Consider the following 16,668-nt stretch of genomic DNA (forward strand, 5'->3'; position numbering starts at 1 on the left):
CTCAAGGACAAGCAGCTCTACACCCTCGACCTGGGCGCCCTGGTCGCCGGCTCGCGGTACCGGGGTGACTTCGAGGAGCGCCTGAAGAAGCCAGGGTCCGCCAGTAGTCCCAGAACTGGACCCCGATCGCGGCGACGACGGCCAGCAGCCAGACCGTCAGTACGACGGAGTGGTTGCGCACCACCGCGTCGACCGCCGGCCGCCAGGAGGCGGGGGCGGGCAGGTGGCGGTGGTGCAGGTTGTGCACGGTCAGGTACCAGAACGCGGTGATCGTGACGACCCACACCACCATGCAGTACGGGCACAGGGCGTGGATGCGGTAGAGGCTCTGGAAGATCAGCCAGTGCGCGAACAGCACGCCCGCCGCCGCGCCCAGGTTCGCCCCGAGCCACACCCGGCGCGGCAACCGGGCGCCGGTCAGGACGACGAGGCCGAGGGTGGCCAGGACGGGGAACGTCAGTACACCGATGACGGGGTTGGGGAACCCGAGGACCTCCGCCTGCGGGGTGGACATCACCGAGCCGCAGGACAGGATCGGGTTGATGCTGCAGCTGGGGACGTAACCCGGGTCCCGCAGCAGGTGGATCTTCTCGACGGTCAGGACGAACGCCGCCGCCGCGCCGACGGCACCGGTGACGAGCAGGATCCAGCCGATGATCCGGGCGGCGAACGGCACGGCCGGAGCCGGGGGAGCCACTACCCGGCCAGGTTCGTGTCGACGGCCGCCTTGAGCGCCTCGAACGTCGGCCGGTCGGTGAACTTCTTCCCGTTGACGAAGAACCCGGGCGTCCCCGTCACGCCCAGCGACAGCCCGTCGCTCTTGTCCTTCTCGATCCGGGCGGCGGTGGCCGGGTCCGCGAGGTCGGCGCGGTAGCGGTCCAGGTCCAGGCCCAGCTCCCGGGCGAAGCCCTCGAACGTGCCGGTCTGGTCCTTCTGCTGCTCCCCCCACGTCGACTGGGTGCTGAACATCTTGGTGTACATCGCCTCGAACCTGCCCTGGTTCGCGGCGGCCTGCACCGCGAGCGCGGCCGGCTGGGCGTTGCGGTGCCCGGGCAGCGGGAAGTAGCGCACCACGTAGGTGATCCGGTCGGCGTACTCGGCGCGGAGCTTCTCCACCCCCGGGTAGGCCGCGCCGCACGCCTCGCACTCGAAGTCGAGGAACTCCACGACCGTGACCTTCCCGTCCGCCGCCGTGGACAGTCTGTGACTGTCGGGGCGCACCAGGCGCTCGTCGTTCGCGGCGACCGCCCCGGCGTCGGCGCTGCGCCCGCCCCGGTCGGTGAGGAACAGCGCCGCGCCCATCGCCACGATCGCGACGGCCACGACGGCGATGGTCACCTTCAGATTGGTGCTCATCCCGCCTGCGGACATGCCCCGGACGGCCTTGGCGCCGGGGGAGGTGCCGCGCTTGTTCGTACCCGATGGGCGGTTGTTCTTCCTGGCCATGGTGAAGCCTTTCCCTGACTGGGTTCCGACATGATGAGGAGAGGTGGCGGGCCCGCGCGGGAACGCGCGAAAGGGCAACCGCCAACCACGGAGAGGGGTACTGCGGGACGCGCGCTACGACGACCGCTCGGCGGGCGGGGCGGAGTCCCGGACGTGCTCGGCTACGTGCGCCAGACGCACAGGTCGACGGGTCCCGCCCGGAGTTCGCACGGGGTGGACCGGTGGCCGGCCGTCGTGACCGGGGCCGGCGGGGTACGCCGGGCGTGCGCGACCAGCGGCGGCGCGGCGAGTTCGGGCGCGTGCGCGCCGGCCGGGACCGTACCGGTGGCCGTGGTGACGTGGTCCACGCAGCCGCGCCCGCAGGAACCGTTGTCCTGCGACGCCGAGGCCGGTGCCGGGAAGAGGTGCTCGGCGGCCCCGCCCACGCCGGGGGCGCCCAGGACCAGCGCCGCCAGGAGGACCGCCAGGAGCGCGGCACGGCGCAGGGGCGACCCGAGGGTCGCCGTCACCGCGCGCACGAGACTCACAAGCGCCGACTGTACCCGCGACACGGAGCACCGCCCAGCCGCGCGACCACTTCGCCCCCGGGGGCTTCCCCTCCGGGTGGGTGGACCGGAACTGTACATGGTTGGCTGAATACAGCTCATCGTGTACTGTCCGCCGCGTGGAGATCCTGACGCACGGCGCGGTGCTGGCCCGGTTCGGTCACGCCCTGTCGGACCCGACCCGGTCCCGGTTGCTGCTCGCCCTGCGCGATTCCCCCGGCTACCCGGCGGAATTGGCCGACCTGCTCGGGGTGTCGCGGCAGAGCCTGTCCAACCATCTCGCCTGCCTGCGGGGCTGTGGCCTGGTCGTGGCCGCGCCGGAGGGCCGCCGGACGCGGTACGAGCTGGCCGACGCCCGGCTGGCCCACGCCCTGGGCGACCTGCTCGGGGTCGTGCTCGCCGTGGACCCGGCCGCGTGCCCGACCAGCGACACCGACGAGTGCCGCTGATGACCGGCGACCCGTCGGAGGCGGCACCGGCCCGAGGCACGACGAGGGCGCCGACCCCGGTCCCGCTGTCGATCACCGCGGTGGGCCCGAGCGCCGGGGTCACGCCGGGCACCCGGATCACCCGGGCCGGCCAGGCCGGTCCGTCCGTGCGGCGTCGGGCCCGGCTGACCCGGACAATCCGGCTGCTGGTCGCGGCGACCATCACCTACAACGTGGTCGAGGCGGTCGTCGCGATCACCGCCGGCACGATGGCGGACTCCACCGCCCTGATCGGCTTCGGGCTGGACTCCGTCATCGAGGTCGCCTCCGCTGCCGCCGTGGCCTGGCAGTTCTCGGCCGCCGACCACGAGCGGCGCGAGCGGGCCGCGCTCCGGATCATCGCGCTGTCGTTCTTCGCCCTCGCCGGCTACGTCACCGTCGACTCGGCGCGCGCCCTGCTCGGGTCCGGTGCGGCCGGGCACTCCACAGTGGGCATCGCCCTGGCGGCCGTGTCGCTGGTCGTGATGCCGGCCCTGTCGCACGCCCAGCGCCGGGCCGGCCGCGAACTCGGTTCCCGCTCGGCGGTGGCCGACTCGCGGCAGACCCTGCTGTGCACGTACCTGTCGGCCGTCCTGCTCGTCGGGCTCGGGGTGAACAGCCTGTTCGGCTGGTCGTGGGCCGACCCGGTCGCGGCCCTGGTCATCGCCGCCGTGGCGGTCAGGGAGGGGCGCGACGCCTGGCGCGGCGACACGTGCTGCCAGGCCGGTAGCGGTACGGCCGGCTGCTCGTAGCCGGGGGCCGGCCTCCCGCGCCGGGGCGGTTCGTCAGTCCGTCCCGGTCAGCTCCTCCAGGATCCCGAGCAACCGCGCGCACCGGTCCGCCACCCCGTCCGCGTCGGACACGTCCGTCGAGTACTCCACGGTGCCGGCCAGTCCGCCGCGCCACGGCCGGAACATCACCGCGTGGTCCCGCCGCGCGCCGCCCAACGGCTGCTCGCTCAGCCCCGCCACCAACCCGGGCAGGGTCACCTCCGGCAGGGCCGCGTTGAGCAGCAGCGTCTCGGTGGCGAACGGCTGCGGTTCGCCGATCCGCCAGCCGGGCCGCACCTCCCCGAACACGGCCAGGATCGGCCGGGCGTGGCCCATGGCCTCCGTGACGGTCCGCCGGACCCGGGCCACGGTGTCGCCGGCCCGGACCCGGATCGGCAGCGGGTCGTAGTACAGCCCGACCACGCCCTCGTCGGCCATGTGCTCCCGCATCGCGTACGGCATGGCGAACACCGTGTCGGCCCGGCCCGACAGCCGGACGTGCGCCACGGCGAGCACCGGGTACAGCCCCGGGCCGTGCCGGGCCACGAGCCGCGCGACCAGGTCGGCCGGCACGGTGAAGTGGTGTTCGGCGCCCCGGCCGGAGCGCGCGGCCGGCACGGGCGGGGGCGCGTCGGCGAGCTGGCGGGCCCAGTACCCCCGGGGCCAGTCCGTGCCCACCTGCCGCCGCGCGTGCTCCTGGAACGTCGCCGCCACCGGTTCCAGGGCGGCGGCCCGCCCGGTCACCGCCGCCGTGTACAGCCCGGCCAGTTCCCGGACCAGGAGCTCCATCGACCAGCCGTCGGCGACGAGGTGCTGCACGACCAGGGCCAGGCACCAGCGGTCCGGCCCGACCCGGGCGAGCTCGGCGTGCAGCATCCGGCCCCCGTCCACGTCGAACGGGCGCCGGCCCACGGCGACCGCCCAGTCGTCGACGGCGCCGGGTTCGACGCGCACCGTGGCCAGGTCGACCGGCCGGGCGGGAAGGGGCTCCTGGGTCAGTACCCCGTGCTGGTCGAAGATCCGGGTGCGCAGCGCCGGGTGCCGCGCGACCAGGGCGTCCAGGGCCCCGCGCAGCGCCGGCTCGTCGAGGTCGCCGCGCAGGTCCCAGCGCAGCGCGATGTGCGTCACGACCGGCTCGGGCCCGTGCAGCAGCCGCCACTTCCACGCCTGGTGCAGGGTGGCCGGGGAGGTGTCGCGCAGGCCGTCGGCGAGCGCCCGCGCGGTCGGCCGGGCCAGCACGTCGGCGGGCGACACCGTCAGTCCGGCCGCCCGGAGCCGGTTGGCGACCCGCACCGCCAGCAGGGAGTGCCCGCCCAGCTCGAAGAACGACTCGTCGTCGCCGACGGGCCGGCCCAGCTCGGCCGCGAAGACCCGCCGGACCAGGCCCAGCTCAGGAGCACCCTCCGGCTCCGGGGGGCCGACCCCATCCCGGTCGCCGGCCAGCTCCGCGACCGTCAGCCCCGGCTCGGCCAGCGCCCGCCCGAGGATGTCCCCGAAGTCCGCCCACAGCCCGAGCACGGTCTCCTCGGAGAACACCTCCGACTGGTACTCCACGTGGGCGCGCACCGTCGCCCCGTGCGACAGGTACACCATCAGCGGCACCGGCGCCTTGGACAGCCCGACCGGCAACGGGGTGGCCGTGACCCCCGGCAGGTCCAGCGCGAACGCCCCCTCGCCCTCGAACTCCACCGCCACGTCGAACAACGGACCGCGCCCCGGCACCCGCGGCGGGTTGACGGCCCGGACGATCTCGTCGAAGGACACGCCGCCGTGTTCGTGCGCGTCGGCCGTCAGGCCCCGCACCTGGCGGACGAGGTCGCGGAAGCCCGCCGCCCGGTCCAGCCGGACGACCAGCGGCAGGGTGGCGACGAAGAACCCGATCAGCCCGGCGGTACCTTCGTCGCGGTTGGCCAGCCCCGTGCCCACGACGAACTCCCGTTGGCCGGTCATCCGGTGCACCGCGACCCCGAACGCGGCGAGCAGCGTACTGAACACCGTCGCCCGCTCCGTGTGGCCGAAGGCCCGCACCTGATCGGCGAGCCCGGCCGGCAGTTCCAGGAACACCGACCGGCCCCCGTGGGTTCCGTCGCCCTCGGGTGGGGCCGGCAACCGGTTCCCGGCTCCGGTCGGCTCGGTCCGCTCGCGGGATCCGTCGGCGCGAGGCAGGGCCAATGGCGCCGGGACCGGGGTGAGCTGGTCGACCCAGTAGCCGAGGTCCTTGGCGGCGGCGGGCGGCTGGCCGGCGGCCCAGTCCGGGTACGTGGTCGGCAGGTCGGGCAGGTCGGCCCCACGGTAGGCGGCGGACAGTTCGCGGCTGAACACGTGGTACGACGAGCCGTCGGTGCCGATGTGGTGGAAGGACAGGATCAGCACGTGCCGCCCGGGTGCCGACCGCAGCAGCCGGAACGCGCAGACCTGCCCGGCCGCCAGGTCGAAGCGCCGCCGGCTCTCCTCGGCCATGGCGGCGGCGACGGCGGCCTCCTCGTCCTCGACGTTCACCACGATCAACGCGGGCCCGCTGTCCCGGGGGAACTGCCGGGGCTCGCCGTCCACCTCCCGGTACGCCGTGCGCAGCGGCGCGTGCCGGCCCACGACCGTGGCGAGCGCGTCGGCGAGCCGGTCGGCGTCCAGGGGCCCTGCCAGGCGGATCGCCACGGCCTCGTTGTAGTCGTGGCTCTGCCCGAGCTGGTCGGCCAGCCAGAGCCGGCGCTGCCCGGGCGCCAACGGCCAGCCCGCGTCGGCCCCGCCCGGCGCACCCGACCCGCTCGGAGCGGTGGGACCGGCGTCCATGGCTGGCGGCGGGGTGGCCGGTGCTGCGACGAGGTTCCGCGCCGGCGGGGATGGTGCTTGTCCGGTCGGTCGGGGTGGGGAAGCCAGCGGTGCCGGGCCGGTCGGCTGGGGTGGGTGAGCCAGCAGTGCCGGGCCGGTCGGTCGGGGTGGGAGAGCCAGTGCCGCCAGGTGGGGCAGCCCTGCGGCGACTCGGTCGGCCGGTAGTCCGAAGTCGATGAAGCAGGCGATCTCGTCCACCCCGGCGGCGGTGAGCTCCGCGAGGACGGGGGCGACGCTGTCGGGGCTGCCGATCAGGGCGCGCTCGGCGCAGTACCGGTCATAGGCCCTTTCCAGCAGGTAGGCCACGTCCTCGGGCCGCGCCGCGTCGAGGTCGATGTTCATGCCGAGGCTGTTGGCGACCTGCCCCAGGAGCGACAGCGAGGACCGCAGGTACCCGCAGAAGGGCTCGAAGGCCTCGGCCCGGGCCCGCCCGGCGTCCTCGGCGAGGTAGGTGTGCACGAGCACCGTCACCCGCCCGGGGCCCAGGCCGGCCGCCCGGCGCTCGGCCCGGTAGCCGGCGATGTTGGCCGCCAGCTCGGCGACGGACTGGGCCATCAGGTTCGTGACCACGCCGACGTCACGGCGGGCCGCCTGCCGGTAGCTGTCCGGGTTGCCGAGGATCGCGGTGTGCACGGGCGGCTCGGCCTGGACCGGCCGGGGGAACAGGCCCACCTCGATCGGCGCGCCGCTGCCGGACACCCCGGCGACCCGTTCGCCGCGCCACAGCCGGCGCACCGTGTCCAGGTGCTCCCACATCACCTCGCGGTGCCGGCCGTAGTGGTCGGGGAAGAACACGAAGTCGTCGGCGTGCCAGCCGCTCGCGCAGCCCAGCCCGATCCGGCCGCCGGAGAGGTTGTCCACCATGGACCATTCCTCGGCGACGCGGACCGGATGGTGCAGGGGGAGCACGACGGAGCCGGCGTTGATCCGGACCCGGCTGGTCCGGGCCGCGATGGCCGCCGCCAGCACCGACGGGTTCGGGAACACCCCGCCGAAGGAGTGGAAGTGCCGTTCGGGGATCCAGACCGCGTGCAGCCCGTTGCGGTCGGCGAACTCGGCGGCGGCCAGGATCGGGCCGTAGCCGTCCGCCTGGCCTTCGGGGTAGTCACCGAAGAAGTACAGGCTGAGGTCGATCGTGCCGCCGTCGTGGGGTGGGGCTGCCTGGGCGGATGTGTCGGTCCGGGCGGGGGGCGCGCCCGGATCGCCGGGGCCCGGGGGAGTGCCGGGCGCCGGCCGGCCGGTGTCCCGCGCGCCCGGGATGGGCGGTGGGACCGGAACCGGCGCTGTCTCCGGCCTGCCGAGGACCGGCGTCGCCTCCGGTGCGGCCGGGAGGGAGGCCGTGCCGCCCACCAGGTCGAGCTGCCGGTGCATGAGGGCCAGCTGCTGGTCGATGAGGCCGCGCAGCCAGGGATCGACCGCTGCGGGGTCGGGTGCGCGGACGGGCTCTGTCCCCGCTCCCGGACCCGCCGGCACCGGATCAGACGGCACCGAGCTGGACAGCACCGGATCAGACAGCACCAGGTTGGACGGCATCGGATCGGCGACCTCCTCCGGGGCCCCGTCGTCCCGCCCACCCGGCGACCCGGCACCATCCGACCCGCCCGACCGTTCCACGATCACCTCTCCCAACCGGCGCGGCGTGTCGATGTCCTCGAAGAGCTCCCGGACGCCGATCCGGACCCCGAATCCCTCCCGGACCTCCCGGACCATCGCCACCAGCAGCAGCGAATCGGCGCCCAGCGCGAAGAAGGTGCTGTCCGCGCCGACCTCCGCCACCGGGAGGCCGAGCTGGGCGGCGGTCAGGGCGCGCACCCGGTCGAGTACGTCCAGCATCGGGGCGACCTCCACGGTGTCCAGCGGCGCGGGCCAGTACCGGCGCCGCTCGTACGGATATCCCGGCAGCGCGATCCGGCGCGCCCCGTGCCCGGCGGTGAGCCCGACCCAGTCGACGGGTACGCCGGCGCACCACAGTTCGGCGGCCGACCGCCACAGCCCGGCGAGGGCCGGCCGGCCCTTCGGCTGCGAGGCGACCCAGGTCAGGTCGGGGGCGAGGGCGCGGCCGGCGGTGACGAGCGCGGGGCGGGGGCCGATCTCCAGGACCACGCGGCTGGGGTCGGCGAGCCGGCGCACCGCCAGGTCGAACCGGACGGGCTCGCGGGCCTGCCGGACGAGGTGCGCGGCGTCCGGGGTCCAGCCGACCGGATGCTCCGTGCCGAGGCTGCTGATCACCGGCAGCACCGTGGGCCGGAACGCGACCCGCCCGGCGGCCGTGCGCAACCCGTCGAGAACCGGGTCGAGGAGCGCGGAGTGGAACGCCCGGTCCACGGCCATCCGGCGGTGCGGCGTGCCGTCCGCGTCGAGCAGGGCCTCGGCCCGCTCCAGGGCGGCGGGTCCGCCGGAGACGGCGTGCAGGGCCGTGCCGTTCACGGCGGCCAGGTCCAGACCGTCCACCCTGTCGAGGAGCGCGTCGACGACCGGTCGGGCGGCGAACACGGTCAGCATGCCGCCGGGCCCGGTGCCGCGCAGGAGCCGGTCCCGTTCGACGGTGAGCGCGACGGCGTCCTCCACGGACAACGCACCGGCCGTGACCAGCGCCGCGTACTCCCCGAGGCTGTGGCCGAACACCTTGGCCGGCCGGATCCCCGCCGCCCGCAACAGTTCCACGAGTGTCAGTTGCCGGGCGAGCAGCGCGGGCTGGTGGTCGGCGGGCCGGCCGTCGAGCCCGGTGCCGGTGGCGGCGAGGTGCGCGCGCCCGATCCGGTCGAGCAGCCGGGCCGCCGCCGGGTGCCGCCCCAGATCACCGACGGGCCCGACCTCGACCCCCTGCCCGGTGAACACGAAGTCCACCGCCCCATCCGCGCCGCCCGCCACCCCACCCGGGCCGACCGCTACCGGCCCGCCTGAGCCGACCACCACTTCCCCACCCGGGCCGACCGTCACCGCCCCGCCCTGGCTGACCACCACCCCACCCAGGCCGACCGCCACCGCCCTACCCGGGCCGACCACCGCCCCACCCACGCCGACCAGCACGTCCACCGGTCCGTCCGCGCCGACCGACTCATCCACCGGTCTACCCGGGCCTACCCCGACGGGCCTGTCCGCCACCTCGGGCCCACCGGTGGCCAGGAAAGCCCGCAGCCCCCGCGCCAGTTCGGCCGGACTCTCCCCGACAACGGCGATCCGATGGGTACGCGCCCGCCGGCCGGCCCCCGCCGTGACCACCAGATCCGCCAACCGCACCTCCGGCCGCGCCTCCAGGAACGCGGCGTGCCGGCGCGCCGACTCCCGCAACGCCCGGGGCGTCCGCGCGGACAACGGCAGCACCCCTGGCGTCCCGGCGTCGCCCGGGATCCCACCGGCCTCTCCTGTCGGGGACGGCACCACCCCGTCGGCGGGCGGTTCCTCCAGGATCACGTGCGCGTTGGTGCCGCCCACCCCCAGCGCGCTGACCGCCGCGCGCCGTGGCCCGGCCCCGGCCGGCCAGTCCCCGCCCCCGGGCAGGATCCGGAACGGCCCGGAGTCCAGGTCCAGCGCCGGATTCGGCGCCGTGTAGCACACCTGCGGCGCGTGCCGGCCGTGCCGCAGGGTCAGCAGCGCCGTGAACAGCCCGGCCATCCCGGCGCAACTGTCCAGGTGGCCGATGTTGGCCTTGACGGAGCCGAGCACCGCCGACCCGCCCGCGTACGCCTCCGCGAGGGCCGCGTGCTCGATCGGGTCGCCGAGCGCGGTACCGGTCGCGTGCGCCTCCACGTACCCGATGTCGGCGGGCCGCACCCCGGCGGCGCGCTGGGCCCGGCGGATCACGTCCACCTGGCCGGACACGCTGGGCGCGGCGTACCCGACCTTGGTGGCGCCGTCGTTGTTGACGGCGGTGCCGAGCAGGACGCCGTACACGGTGTCGCCGTCGGCGAGCGCGCTGGCCAGGGGCTTGAGCAGTACGGCGGCCACCCCGTCGCCGCCCACCGTGCCGTCGGCGGCGGCGTCGAACGGCCGGCAGGCCCCGGTGGCCGACAGGATCGAACCGGGCTCGTGCCGGTGGTCCGCGAGCCCGGGGATGTGGACCGCCGCCGCGCCGGCCAGGGCGAGGTCGGCGTCCCCGGCGAGTAGGCCCTGCACGGCCAGGTGCACGGCCACCAGGGAGGTCGAGCAGGCGGTCTGCACGCCGATCGCGGGCCCGGTCAGGCCGAGCCGGTACGCGACCCGGCTGGCGAGGAAGTCCGGCCGGGTACCGAGGACGGCCTGGGTGTGCTCCGCCCCGGTCCGGTCGGCGAGCAGCGCGGCGTACGACGGGCCGGGGTGCAGGTGCATGCCGCTGCCGGCGTACACCCCGACGCGGTGTCCCTCGGGCGCGCCGCGACCGGCGTGCTCCAGGGCCTCGTGGCAGACCTCGAGGAACAGCCGGTGCTGGGGGTCGAGGAGTTCGGCCTCCTTCGCGGACACGCCGAACAGGGCGGCGTCGAAGGAGGCGATGTCGGCCAGGGGCGCGAACGCCGGTGCCAGCCGGTCCGCGGGCGGCCGGACGCTCTGCCGGCCGGCCAGCAGGTTCGCCCAGAAGGTGTCGGGGTCGTCGGCGTCGGGGAAGCGGCAGGCCAGGCCGATGATCGCGATCCGGCGGTCGGCGGTGACGGTCGACGTGGCGGGCGCGGGCGGCACGTCGCCGGTCAGGTGCGCGGTCAACGTCTCGACCGTGGGGTGGGCGAACAGGGCGGTCTGCGCGACCTCCCGGCCGAGGGCCGTGCTGAGCCGGGCGCGCAGGGCCACGAGCTGCACCGAGCCGAGGCCGAGTTCCTGGAACGGAGTGCGCGGGTCGACCGGCCCGAACACAGCACGCACCACCCGCCGCACCGCCCCGGCGTCGGGCGCCGCGGTGTCGGGTGGATCCGCCGCCCACGTCCCGGTCCGGGTCGGGGAGTCGATGGCCACGGGTGGGGCCGGGAAGCCACCGGGCAGCAGCTGTTCGGAATGCGCCCCGGCACTCCGCCGCTCCGGCCGGTCCAGCAGCGACGGCAGCAGGTTCCGCCGCAGCTTCCCGCTGGTCGTGCGCGGAAACTCCGCCGCCGCGAGCCGCACCACGTGCGCCACCATCACCCGCAGCCGCCCCGCGACGGCCGCCCGGATCTCGGCCGCCAGGTCCCGGTCGGCGGCGTAGAAGACCGCCAGTTCCTCGGTACCAGTCCGGTCGTCGGGGATCCCGCACGCCGCCACCTCGCCGGGCAGCACCCCCGGCACGGACGCGGCGGCCTCGATGTCGTGGCAGTAGTGGTTGTCCCCGTTGAGGACCACCACGTCCTTCCGCCGGCCGGTGACCGCGATCCGGCCCCGGTGCATGAAGGCCAGGTCACCGGTGTCCAGCCAACCGTCCCCGCCCGGGAACGCCTCCCGGGTCGCCCCCTCGTCGCCCAGGTACCCCGGAGTGACCCGGGCGCCCCGGACCTGGAGCCGGCCGATCCGCCGTTCGGTCAGCGGGTCGCCGTCGGGGCCCACGATCCGCAGCGCCGCCCCGGGTTCCGGCGGCCCGACGCTGAAGAACACGGAGTGCTCCTCGTCCGGTCCGGCCCAGGCCAACGCGCCGTCCAGGGTGTCGGTGCGCACCCGGTGCACCGCGTCGGCGCCGGTCAGCCCGGCGAAGCTGATCCCGGTGCAGGTCTCCGCCATGCCCCAGCCGGCGGTCATGGCCGACCGGCGGATCCCGTGCGGGCCGGTCGCGGCCAGGAAGCCCTCGACCGCGTCCACGGTGACCCGCTCGCCCCCGCTGACCAGTCGGCGCACGGCGGACAGGTCCCAGGCCCGGCCGGGGGTCGCGGCGACGGTGTCGGCGAGCAGCCGGTAGGCGAAGTTCGGCGCCCAGGAGTGGGTCACGCGGAGCCGGTCGAGGAGGTCGAGCCAGCGGGTCGGGTCCTCCAGGATCCAGGAGGTCGGGGCGTGGGCGTTGCGCACCGCGTTGCAGACCCCGCCGACGTGGTACAGCAGCAGGCCGCCGGAGTGGTCCAGGGGCATCCAGTTCAGCAGGGTGTCGTCGGGCCGGACGTCGAGCGTGCCCCGCTGGCCGTACGCCATCTCGACGAGCCCCCGGTGCGTCAGCGGGATGACCTTCGACGTCGAGGTGCTGCCGGAACTCAGCTGGAGCAGGGCGACGCCCCCGGGGCGGGCCGGGTGCGGATCGGCGGGCGCGCCGGCCAGGGTCCGCACGTCGAGGGCGTCGAGGGCCGCCGCGTCGGCCCCGGAGCTGAGCGTGACCGGGCCGCCCAGTACCCGTCGGGTGTGCTGGAGTTTGTCGAACACCGGGTCCCCGGCGGCGAAGGCGGCCGGGCGGGCCAGGACCACGGGGGTGATCCCGCCGAGCAGGCAGGCCCAGAACGCCGGGAAGAACTCCGCCAGGTCCGGGACCTGCAACAGCGCGTGATCGCCGGGCCGGACCCCGTGCGCGCGCAGCCCGCCGAGCAGCCGGCGGGCGCGGGCCAGCAGGTCCGGATAGGACAGGTACTCCTCCCGCGGGCCCGTGACCAGCACCCCCGCCCCGGGGGCCGTCTCCGCCGCCGCGAGGAGCGCCTCGACGAGGGTCGCGGGCCGGGTGGGATCGGCGGGGATCTCCGGTCCGTGGCTCTCCGCCCGGCGCGGGTGTTCCCTCACGTTCCGTCAGCCCTGAAGACGATCATGGGCCGATGATAGCCACGGCGCGCGAATGTCCAATCAGGAGCCGACGCGACCCGCCGGGCGGAACTCCCCGTCGCAGAACGTCAACGGTGTCCCGGGCAGCGCCGCGTGCGCCTCGACCTCCCCGAGGAACACGACGTGGTCCCCGCCGGGCAGGCACGCGTACCGCCGGCACCGCAGCCAGGCCACCGTCCCGCCGAGGATCGGCAACCGGTCCGGCCCGGGCACCCACCCGACCCCGGCGAACCGGTCGGCGGCCGCCCCGGCGAACTGGCGGGCCAGCCCGCCCTGGTCGGCCGCCAGCACGTTGACCGCGAACCGGGGACTCGCCTCGAACGCCGCCCGGCTGGTCGAGTCGCCGCGCAGGCACCACAGCACGAGCGGCGGGTCCAGCGACACGGACGTGAAGGAGTTCACGGTCAGCCCGACCGGACCCGCCGTCGTGACCACGGCCACGCCCGTCGGGTACCGGGCGAGGGTGTCCCGCAGCGACCGGTGCGGCGCGAGCACCTCGGCGGAGGTCACGGGAACGCCGGATCCAGGCACAGCTCCCGTTCCCGGAGCGTGTCCGGGTCGCCGGGGGCGAGTTCGAGCGCCCGGTCCAGGTCGGCCAGCGCCTCGCCGACCAGGCCCAGCTCCCGGCGGATCGTCGCGCGGTTGTACAGCAGGGCGGCGTCCTCGCCCCCTTCGAGCGCCCGGTCCAGGTACCCGACGGCGGCGGTGAGCTCCCCGGCCGCGTACGCGAGCGCCGCCCGCCCGGCCCAGGCCGGCGCCAGTCCGGGGTCGAACCGGAGCGCCACGGCGTAGCTGCCCTCGGCCTCGGCCGTGCGCCCCTCCTCGGCGTGCAGGTCACCCAAGAGGCAGTGCAGATAAGGGTTGTCGGGGTCGATGGCCAGCCCCGCCCCGGCGTCGGCGCGCGCCTCGTCGGGCCGGCCGAGCGCGGCGAGGGCCCCGGCGCGGTTGACGTAGGCGTCCAGGTATCCGGGGTCCAGTTCCAGCAGGTAGCCGAGGTCGGCGACGGCGGCCTCCCACTCGCCGAGGCCCATCAGCACGTCGGCCCGGTTGTAGTAGATCTCCCCGAAGGTGGGGCTGAGCCGCCTGGCCTCGGCGTACGCGGCCAGGGCCTCGGTGTCGCGGCCGAGGCTGTGCAGCAGGTTCCCCGTGTCGAAGTGGTACTCGGGGTAGTTCGGGTCCACGGCGATCACCGCCGCGTAGTCGACCAGGGCCTCCTCGGTGCGGCCCATCCCGGCGAGGATCTGCGCCCGGTTGTACAGCAGCACCGACCGGTGCAGCCGGTGCTCCTCCGGGTCGAGTTCGCGGTCCAGCCGGGCCATGCCGCCGTCCACGAGCCGCAGCGCGGCCGGCAGGTCGCCGAGGTGCAGCTCGATCAGCGCGAGGCCGTTCTGCTGGAACACGACGGGCAGCCCGCCCTCGCCCATCAGTTCGGCGAGCACGATGGCCTGGTGGATCCACGCCTTCGCCTTGTGGTGGTCGCGGACCTCGTGGTGCCGGGTGTAGATCATCGCGGTGGCGTAGGCGGCCCGGCGGTGCACCACGGGGTTGAGGCTGAACGAACGCGCCTCGTCGTAGAGGGCCTCGGCCTCCGGCGCCCGGGACAGCAGCATCAGCGACGTGGTCATCTTCGAGGTGAACGCCCACCACAGGACCTCCTGCGCGGACCAGTCCACCAGGGCCCGTCCGCGTTCCCCGTAGTCCAGGGTGGCGTGGTAGAAACCCATGCTGATCGTGTACTCCAGCGCGGTGTGCAGGGCCCGCGCCCCCGCCCCGGCCGGGTCGGCCCCGTGCTCCCGGTGGTACGGGACCGCCCCCAGCGCCCACGTCCACTCGCCGTCGCCCTCCAACTCGGCGGCGCGCGCGTCGTGCAGTGTCGCCCGGGCCGCCGGCTCCAGCCGCCGGTACGCCCCGAGCAGCGCCGGCTCGTCGCTCGTGCCGTCGGAGGCGACGTAGGCGGCGGCCAGTTCCTCGTCGGTGCCGGCGGGGTCGATCTGCCGCGCCGGCGCGTGCCGGTGCCCGGCGTACCGGGCCAGCGCCGTGGCCAGCCCCTCGTCGGCCACGGCGGGACCGGTGCACACCACCAGGGTCAGTAGCTCCGGATCGAGGCGGCGCAGCAGGATGGTGAGCAGTTCGACGTCCGTCGGGTCGGCGTGGTCGACGTTCTCGACGACGAGCGTCCGGGTGGGGCCGGCCTCCCGGGTCAGGTGGTCGCGGAGCAGTTCGGTGAGCCCGTGGGCGAGGCGCAGGGTGCGCAGCCGGGAGTAGAACCGGGTCCGTTCCCGGGGCACCGCCAGGGACGTCAGGGTCTCCCGGGTGGCGGGCACGATGTCCCGCAGCTCCGGGGCGACCGACAGGAGTTCGATGTCGTGGGCGTGCACCAGGTCCGGCCAGCGTTCCAGCGCCACGGGCACCAGGGTGCGGAACACCTCACCCGCCATGGTGTACGGCCCCCGCCGGCGCCGGTGGGCGTCCACGGTCGGGCGGTAGCCGGGCAGGGTGCCGGCGGCAGTCAGCGCGGCGCGGTCCGCGACCCGCTCCCCGGTGATCCAGACGTGCGGCATCACGAACTCCTTAGGTGGTCAGGTGCGAGGTCGCCGGTACCCGTCGGCGCAGCAACCGGGACCGGACGGCGAGGAACGCCGCGAAGCCGAACTGGCCGAGGGTGAGCGCGAGGAAGAGTGTCGAGTCCGCCACGTGCAGCCACGTGCCGCCGCCCTCGGCGAACCGGGCTCCGGCGATGGTGACGGAGCGCCACAGCACCGGGAACCCCACCGCGAACAGCATGACGGTGGACAGGGTGTAGCCGGCGAGCATCGGCCAGCAGTACCAGCGCGCGACCTGGAGATCGCGGGGGTGCAGGCCCGCGGTGTCCCGGGCCGGCCGGCCGACGAGCCGGCGGGCGTGGTTGCCGAGCACCCGCTTGGCCGCCGCCTGCAGGTCCTGGCAGCCCAGTGCGGTGACCGCGAGCTGGTACAGGTCCGTGCGCAGGTGGAAGTAGAACTGCCAGCAGAACCGCAGGAACGTCGTGAACGCCAGGGCCAGGCACACCCGGCCGACCAGCGACGGCCGGCCCGCCGGGTCCAGGGTGGCCGCGGCGACCAGGGTGAGGACGGCCAGCACCAGCAGGTCGGTGAACATCCCGACCAGGATCGGCAGGTAACGCTTGTTGCGGGGTACGACGATCAGCCCGTCGAGGCTGGTCTCGAAGACGACGAAGAACAGCCGGCGCGCGACCCGCAACCGCGAGCGCACCCCCAGCCGGCGACCGGCGAGCGCGTGGGCGGCCTCGTGGATCAGGATCAGCGGGAACTGTCCGAGGAACAGGGTCGCCATCAGCACGGTGAGATGCTGGGTGAAGAACACATTCCCGTTGTGGGGTAAGAGCCGGGGCGTGGCCACCATGGCGACCACCGCCGAGGCGAGGACCACCCCGTACAGGGCCCACGCGGGCGGGGAGAACAATGCCCGGCCGAGCCGCTGCCAGCGCAGGGGCCGCACCGGGTCCGGTCCGTCGGAGCCGGAGTCGCCTTCGACGAGGAAGTCCAGCTCGGCGAGGACCCCGAGGAACTCCTCCAGGTCGACCGGCTCGCCGTAGGTCTCGGCGTACCAGCGCGCGGCGGCCCCGGGCGGCTCCCCGTCGGCCAGCCGCCGCAGCAGGGCCGCCCCGTCCGCCGGGAACACGCCGTAGGAGTCCGTGTCGGTCCGGCCGATCACGACGTCCTCGCCGTCTTCGAGGTAGCTGAGCGCGTGCAGTCGGACCGGCGCGCCGAGCTCGGAGGGTTCCATGATCACCACTGCTACTCCCAGGAGCGGGTCCGGGCCCGTCGAGGACGGGCCCGGACGTCACGATCAGGCCCAGACGCCGCTGTCACAAGGCTCGCCGTACGCGGCGTTCGCGACGGACGTGAGGCGGACGGTGCCGGCCTTACGAACCACGATCTT

Annotated in this window: 9 protein-coding genes; 2 read left to right on the forward strand and 7 right to left on the reverse strand. The window is 75.2% G+C overall.

All coding sequences use genetic code 11. From position 1 onward, the window contains the following. Position 1 precedes the first annotated feature (1 nt). The 3 genes from AB0M43_RS38730 to AB0M43_RS38740 form a co-directional block, all read right to left on the reverse strand. On the reverse strand, positions 2–676 hold the full coding sequence (locus AB0M43_RS38730) for a vitamin K epoxide reductase family protein (RefSeq protein ID WP_363732705.1): 675 nt from the start codon (positions 674–676) through the stop codon (positions 2–4). Between the two features lie 20 nt (positions 677–696). Further along, positions 697–1,446 carry a thioredoxin domain-containing protein gene (locus AB0M43_RS38735; protein WP_363732707.1) on the reverse strand — a complete coding sequence of 250 codons (750 nt, stop codon included), beginning with the start codon at positions 1,444–1,446 and terminating at the stop codon, positions 697–699. A 161-nt stretch (positions 1,447–1,607) separates the two neighbouring features. Then, positions 1,608–1,973 carry a hypothetical protein gene (locus AB0M43_RS38740; protein WP_363732710.1) on the reverse strand — a complete coding sequence of 122 codons (366 nt, stop codon included), beginning with the start codon at positions 1,971–1,973 and terminating at the stop codon, positions 1,608–1,610. A gap of 137 nt (positions 1,974–2,110) precedes the next feature. Here AB0M43_RS38740 and AB0M43_RS38745 point away from each other — a divergent pair, with 137 nt between their 5' ends. Together AB0M43_RS38745 and AB0M43_RS38750 are read left to right on the forward strand one after the other, a co-directional pair. Continuing rightward, the gene (locus tag AB0M43_RS38745; protein ID WP_363732712.1) at positions 2,111–2,440 is read left to right on the forward strand and encodes a metalloregulator ArsR/SmtB family transcription factor; all 330 of its coding nucleotides are present in this window, start codon (positions 2,111–2,113) and stop codon (positions 2,438–2,440) included. Beyond that, positions 2,440–3,210 (forward strand): cation transporter, encoded by a 771-nt coding sequence (locus tag AB0M43_RS38750; RefSeq protein WP_363732714.1) that lies wholly within the window; start codon positions 2,440–2,442, stop codon positions 3,208–3,210. Before AB0M43_RS38745 ends, AB0M43_RS38750 begins: the two co-directional genes overlap by 1 nt. 33 nt (positions 3,211–3,243) lie before the next feature. On the opposite strand, the gene AB0M43_RS38755 is transcribed toward AB0M43_RS38750, so the two are convergent. From AB0M43_RS38755 to AB0M43_RS38770, 4 genes are read right to left on the reverse strand one after another with little or no spacing between them, the layout of a single operon-like run. Continuing rightward, the gene (locus AB0M43_RS38755; protein WP_363732717.1) at positions 3,244–12,687 is read right to left on the reverse strand and encodes a MupA/Atu3671 family FMN-dependent luciferase-like monooxygenase; all 9,444 of its coding nucleotides are present in this window, start codon (positions 12,685–12,687) and stop codon (positions 3,244–3,246) included. A 60-nt stretch (positions 12,688–12,747) separates the two neighbouring features. After that, complete coding sequence (locus AB0M43_RS38760) at positions 12,748–13,236, reverse strand: flavin reductase family protein (RefSeq protein ID WP_363732720.1); 489 nt, start codon at positions 13,234–13,236, stop codon at positions 12,748–12,750. After that, positions 13,233–15,287: a tetratricopeptide repeat protein gene (locus tag AB0M43_RS38765; RefSeq protein ID WP_363732722.1), complete on the reverse strand. Its 2,055-nt coding sequence runs from the start codon at positions 15,285–15,287 to the stop codon at positions 13,233–13,235. The genes AB0M43_RS38760 and AB0M43_RS38765 overlap by 4 nt, the downstream gene beginning before the upstream one ends. Before the next feature lie 10 nt (positions 15,288–15,297). Beyond that, complete coding sequence (locus AB0M43_RS38770; protein ID WP_363732725.1) at positions 15,298–16,512, reverse strand: hypothetical protein; 1,215 nt, start codon at positions 16,510–16,512, stop codon at positions 15,298–15,300. Positions 16,513–16,668: the final 156 nt, after the last annotated feature.

Source organism: Longispora sp. NPDC051575 (assembly GCF_040681875.1).
Taxonomy (GTDB): domain Bacteria; phylum Actinomycetota; class Actinomycetes; order Mycobacteriales; family Micromonosporaceae; genus Longispora.

Excerpts from the sequence above, each read along its gene's own strand:
- AB0M43_RS38770 (WP_363732725.1), bottom strand. The coding sequence starts at position 16,512 with ATGGAACCCTCCGAGCTCGGCGCGCCGGTCCGACTGCACGCGCTCAGC.
- AB0M43_RS38735 (WP_363732707.1), bottom strand. The coding sequence starts at position 1,446 with ATGGCCAGGAAGAACAACCGCCCATCGGGTACGAACAAGCGCGGCACC.
- AB0M43_RS38750 (WP_363732714.1), top strand. The coding sequence starts at position 2,440 with ATGACCGGCGACCCGTCGGAGGCGGCACCGGCCCGAGGCACGACGAGG.
- AB0M43_RS38765 (WP_363732722.1), bottom strand. The coding sequence starts at position 15,287 with ATGCCGCACGTCTGGATCACCGGGGAGCGGGTCGCGGACCGCGCCGCG.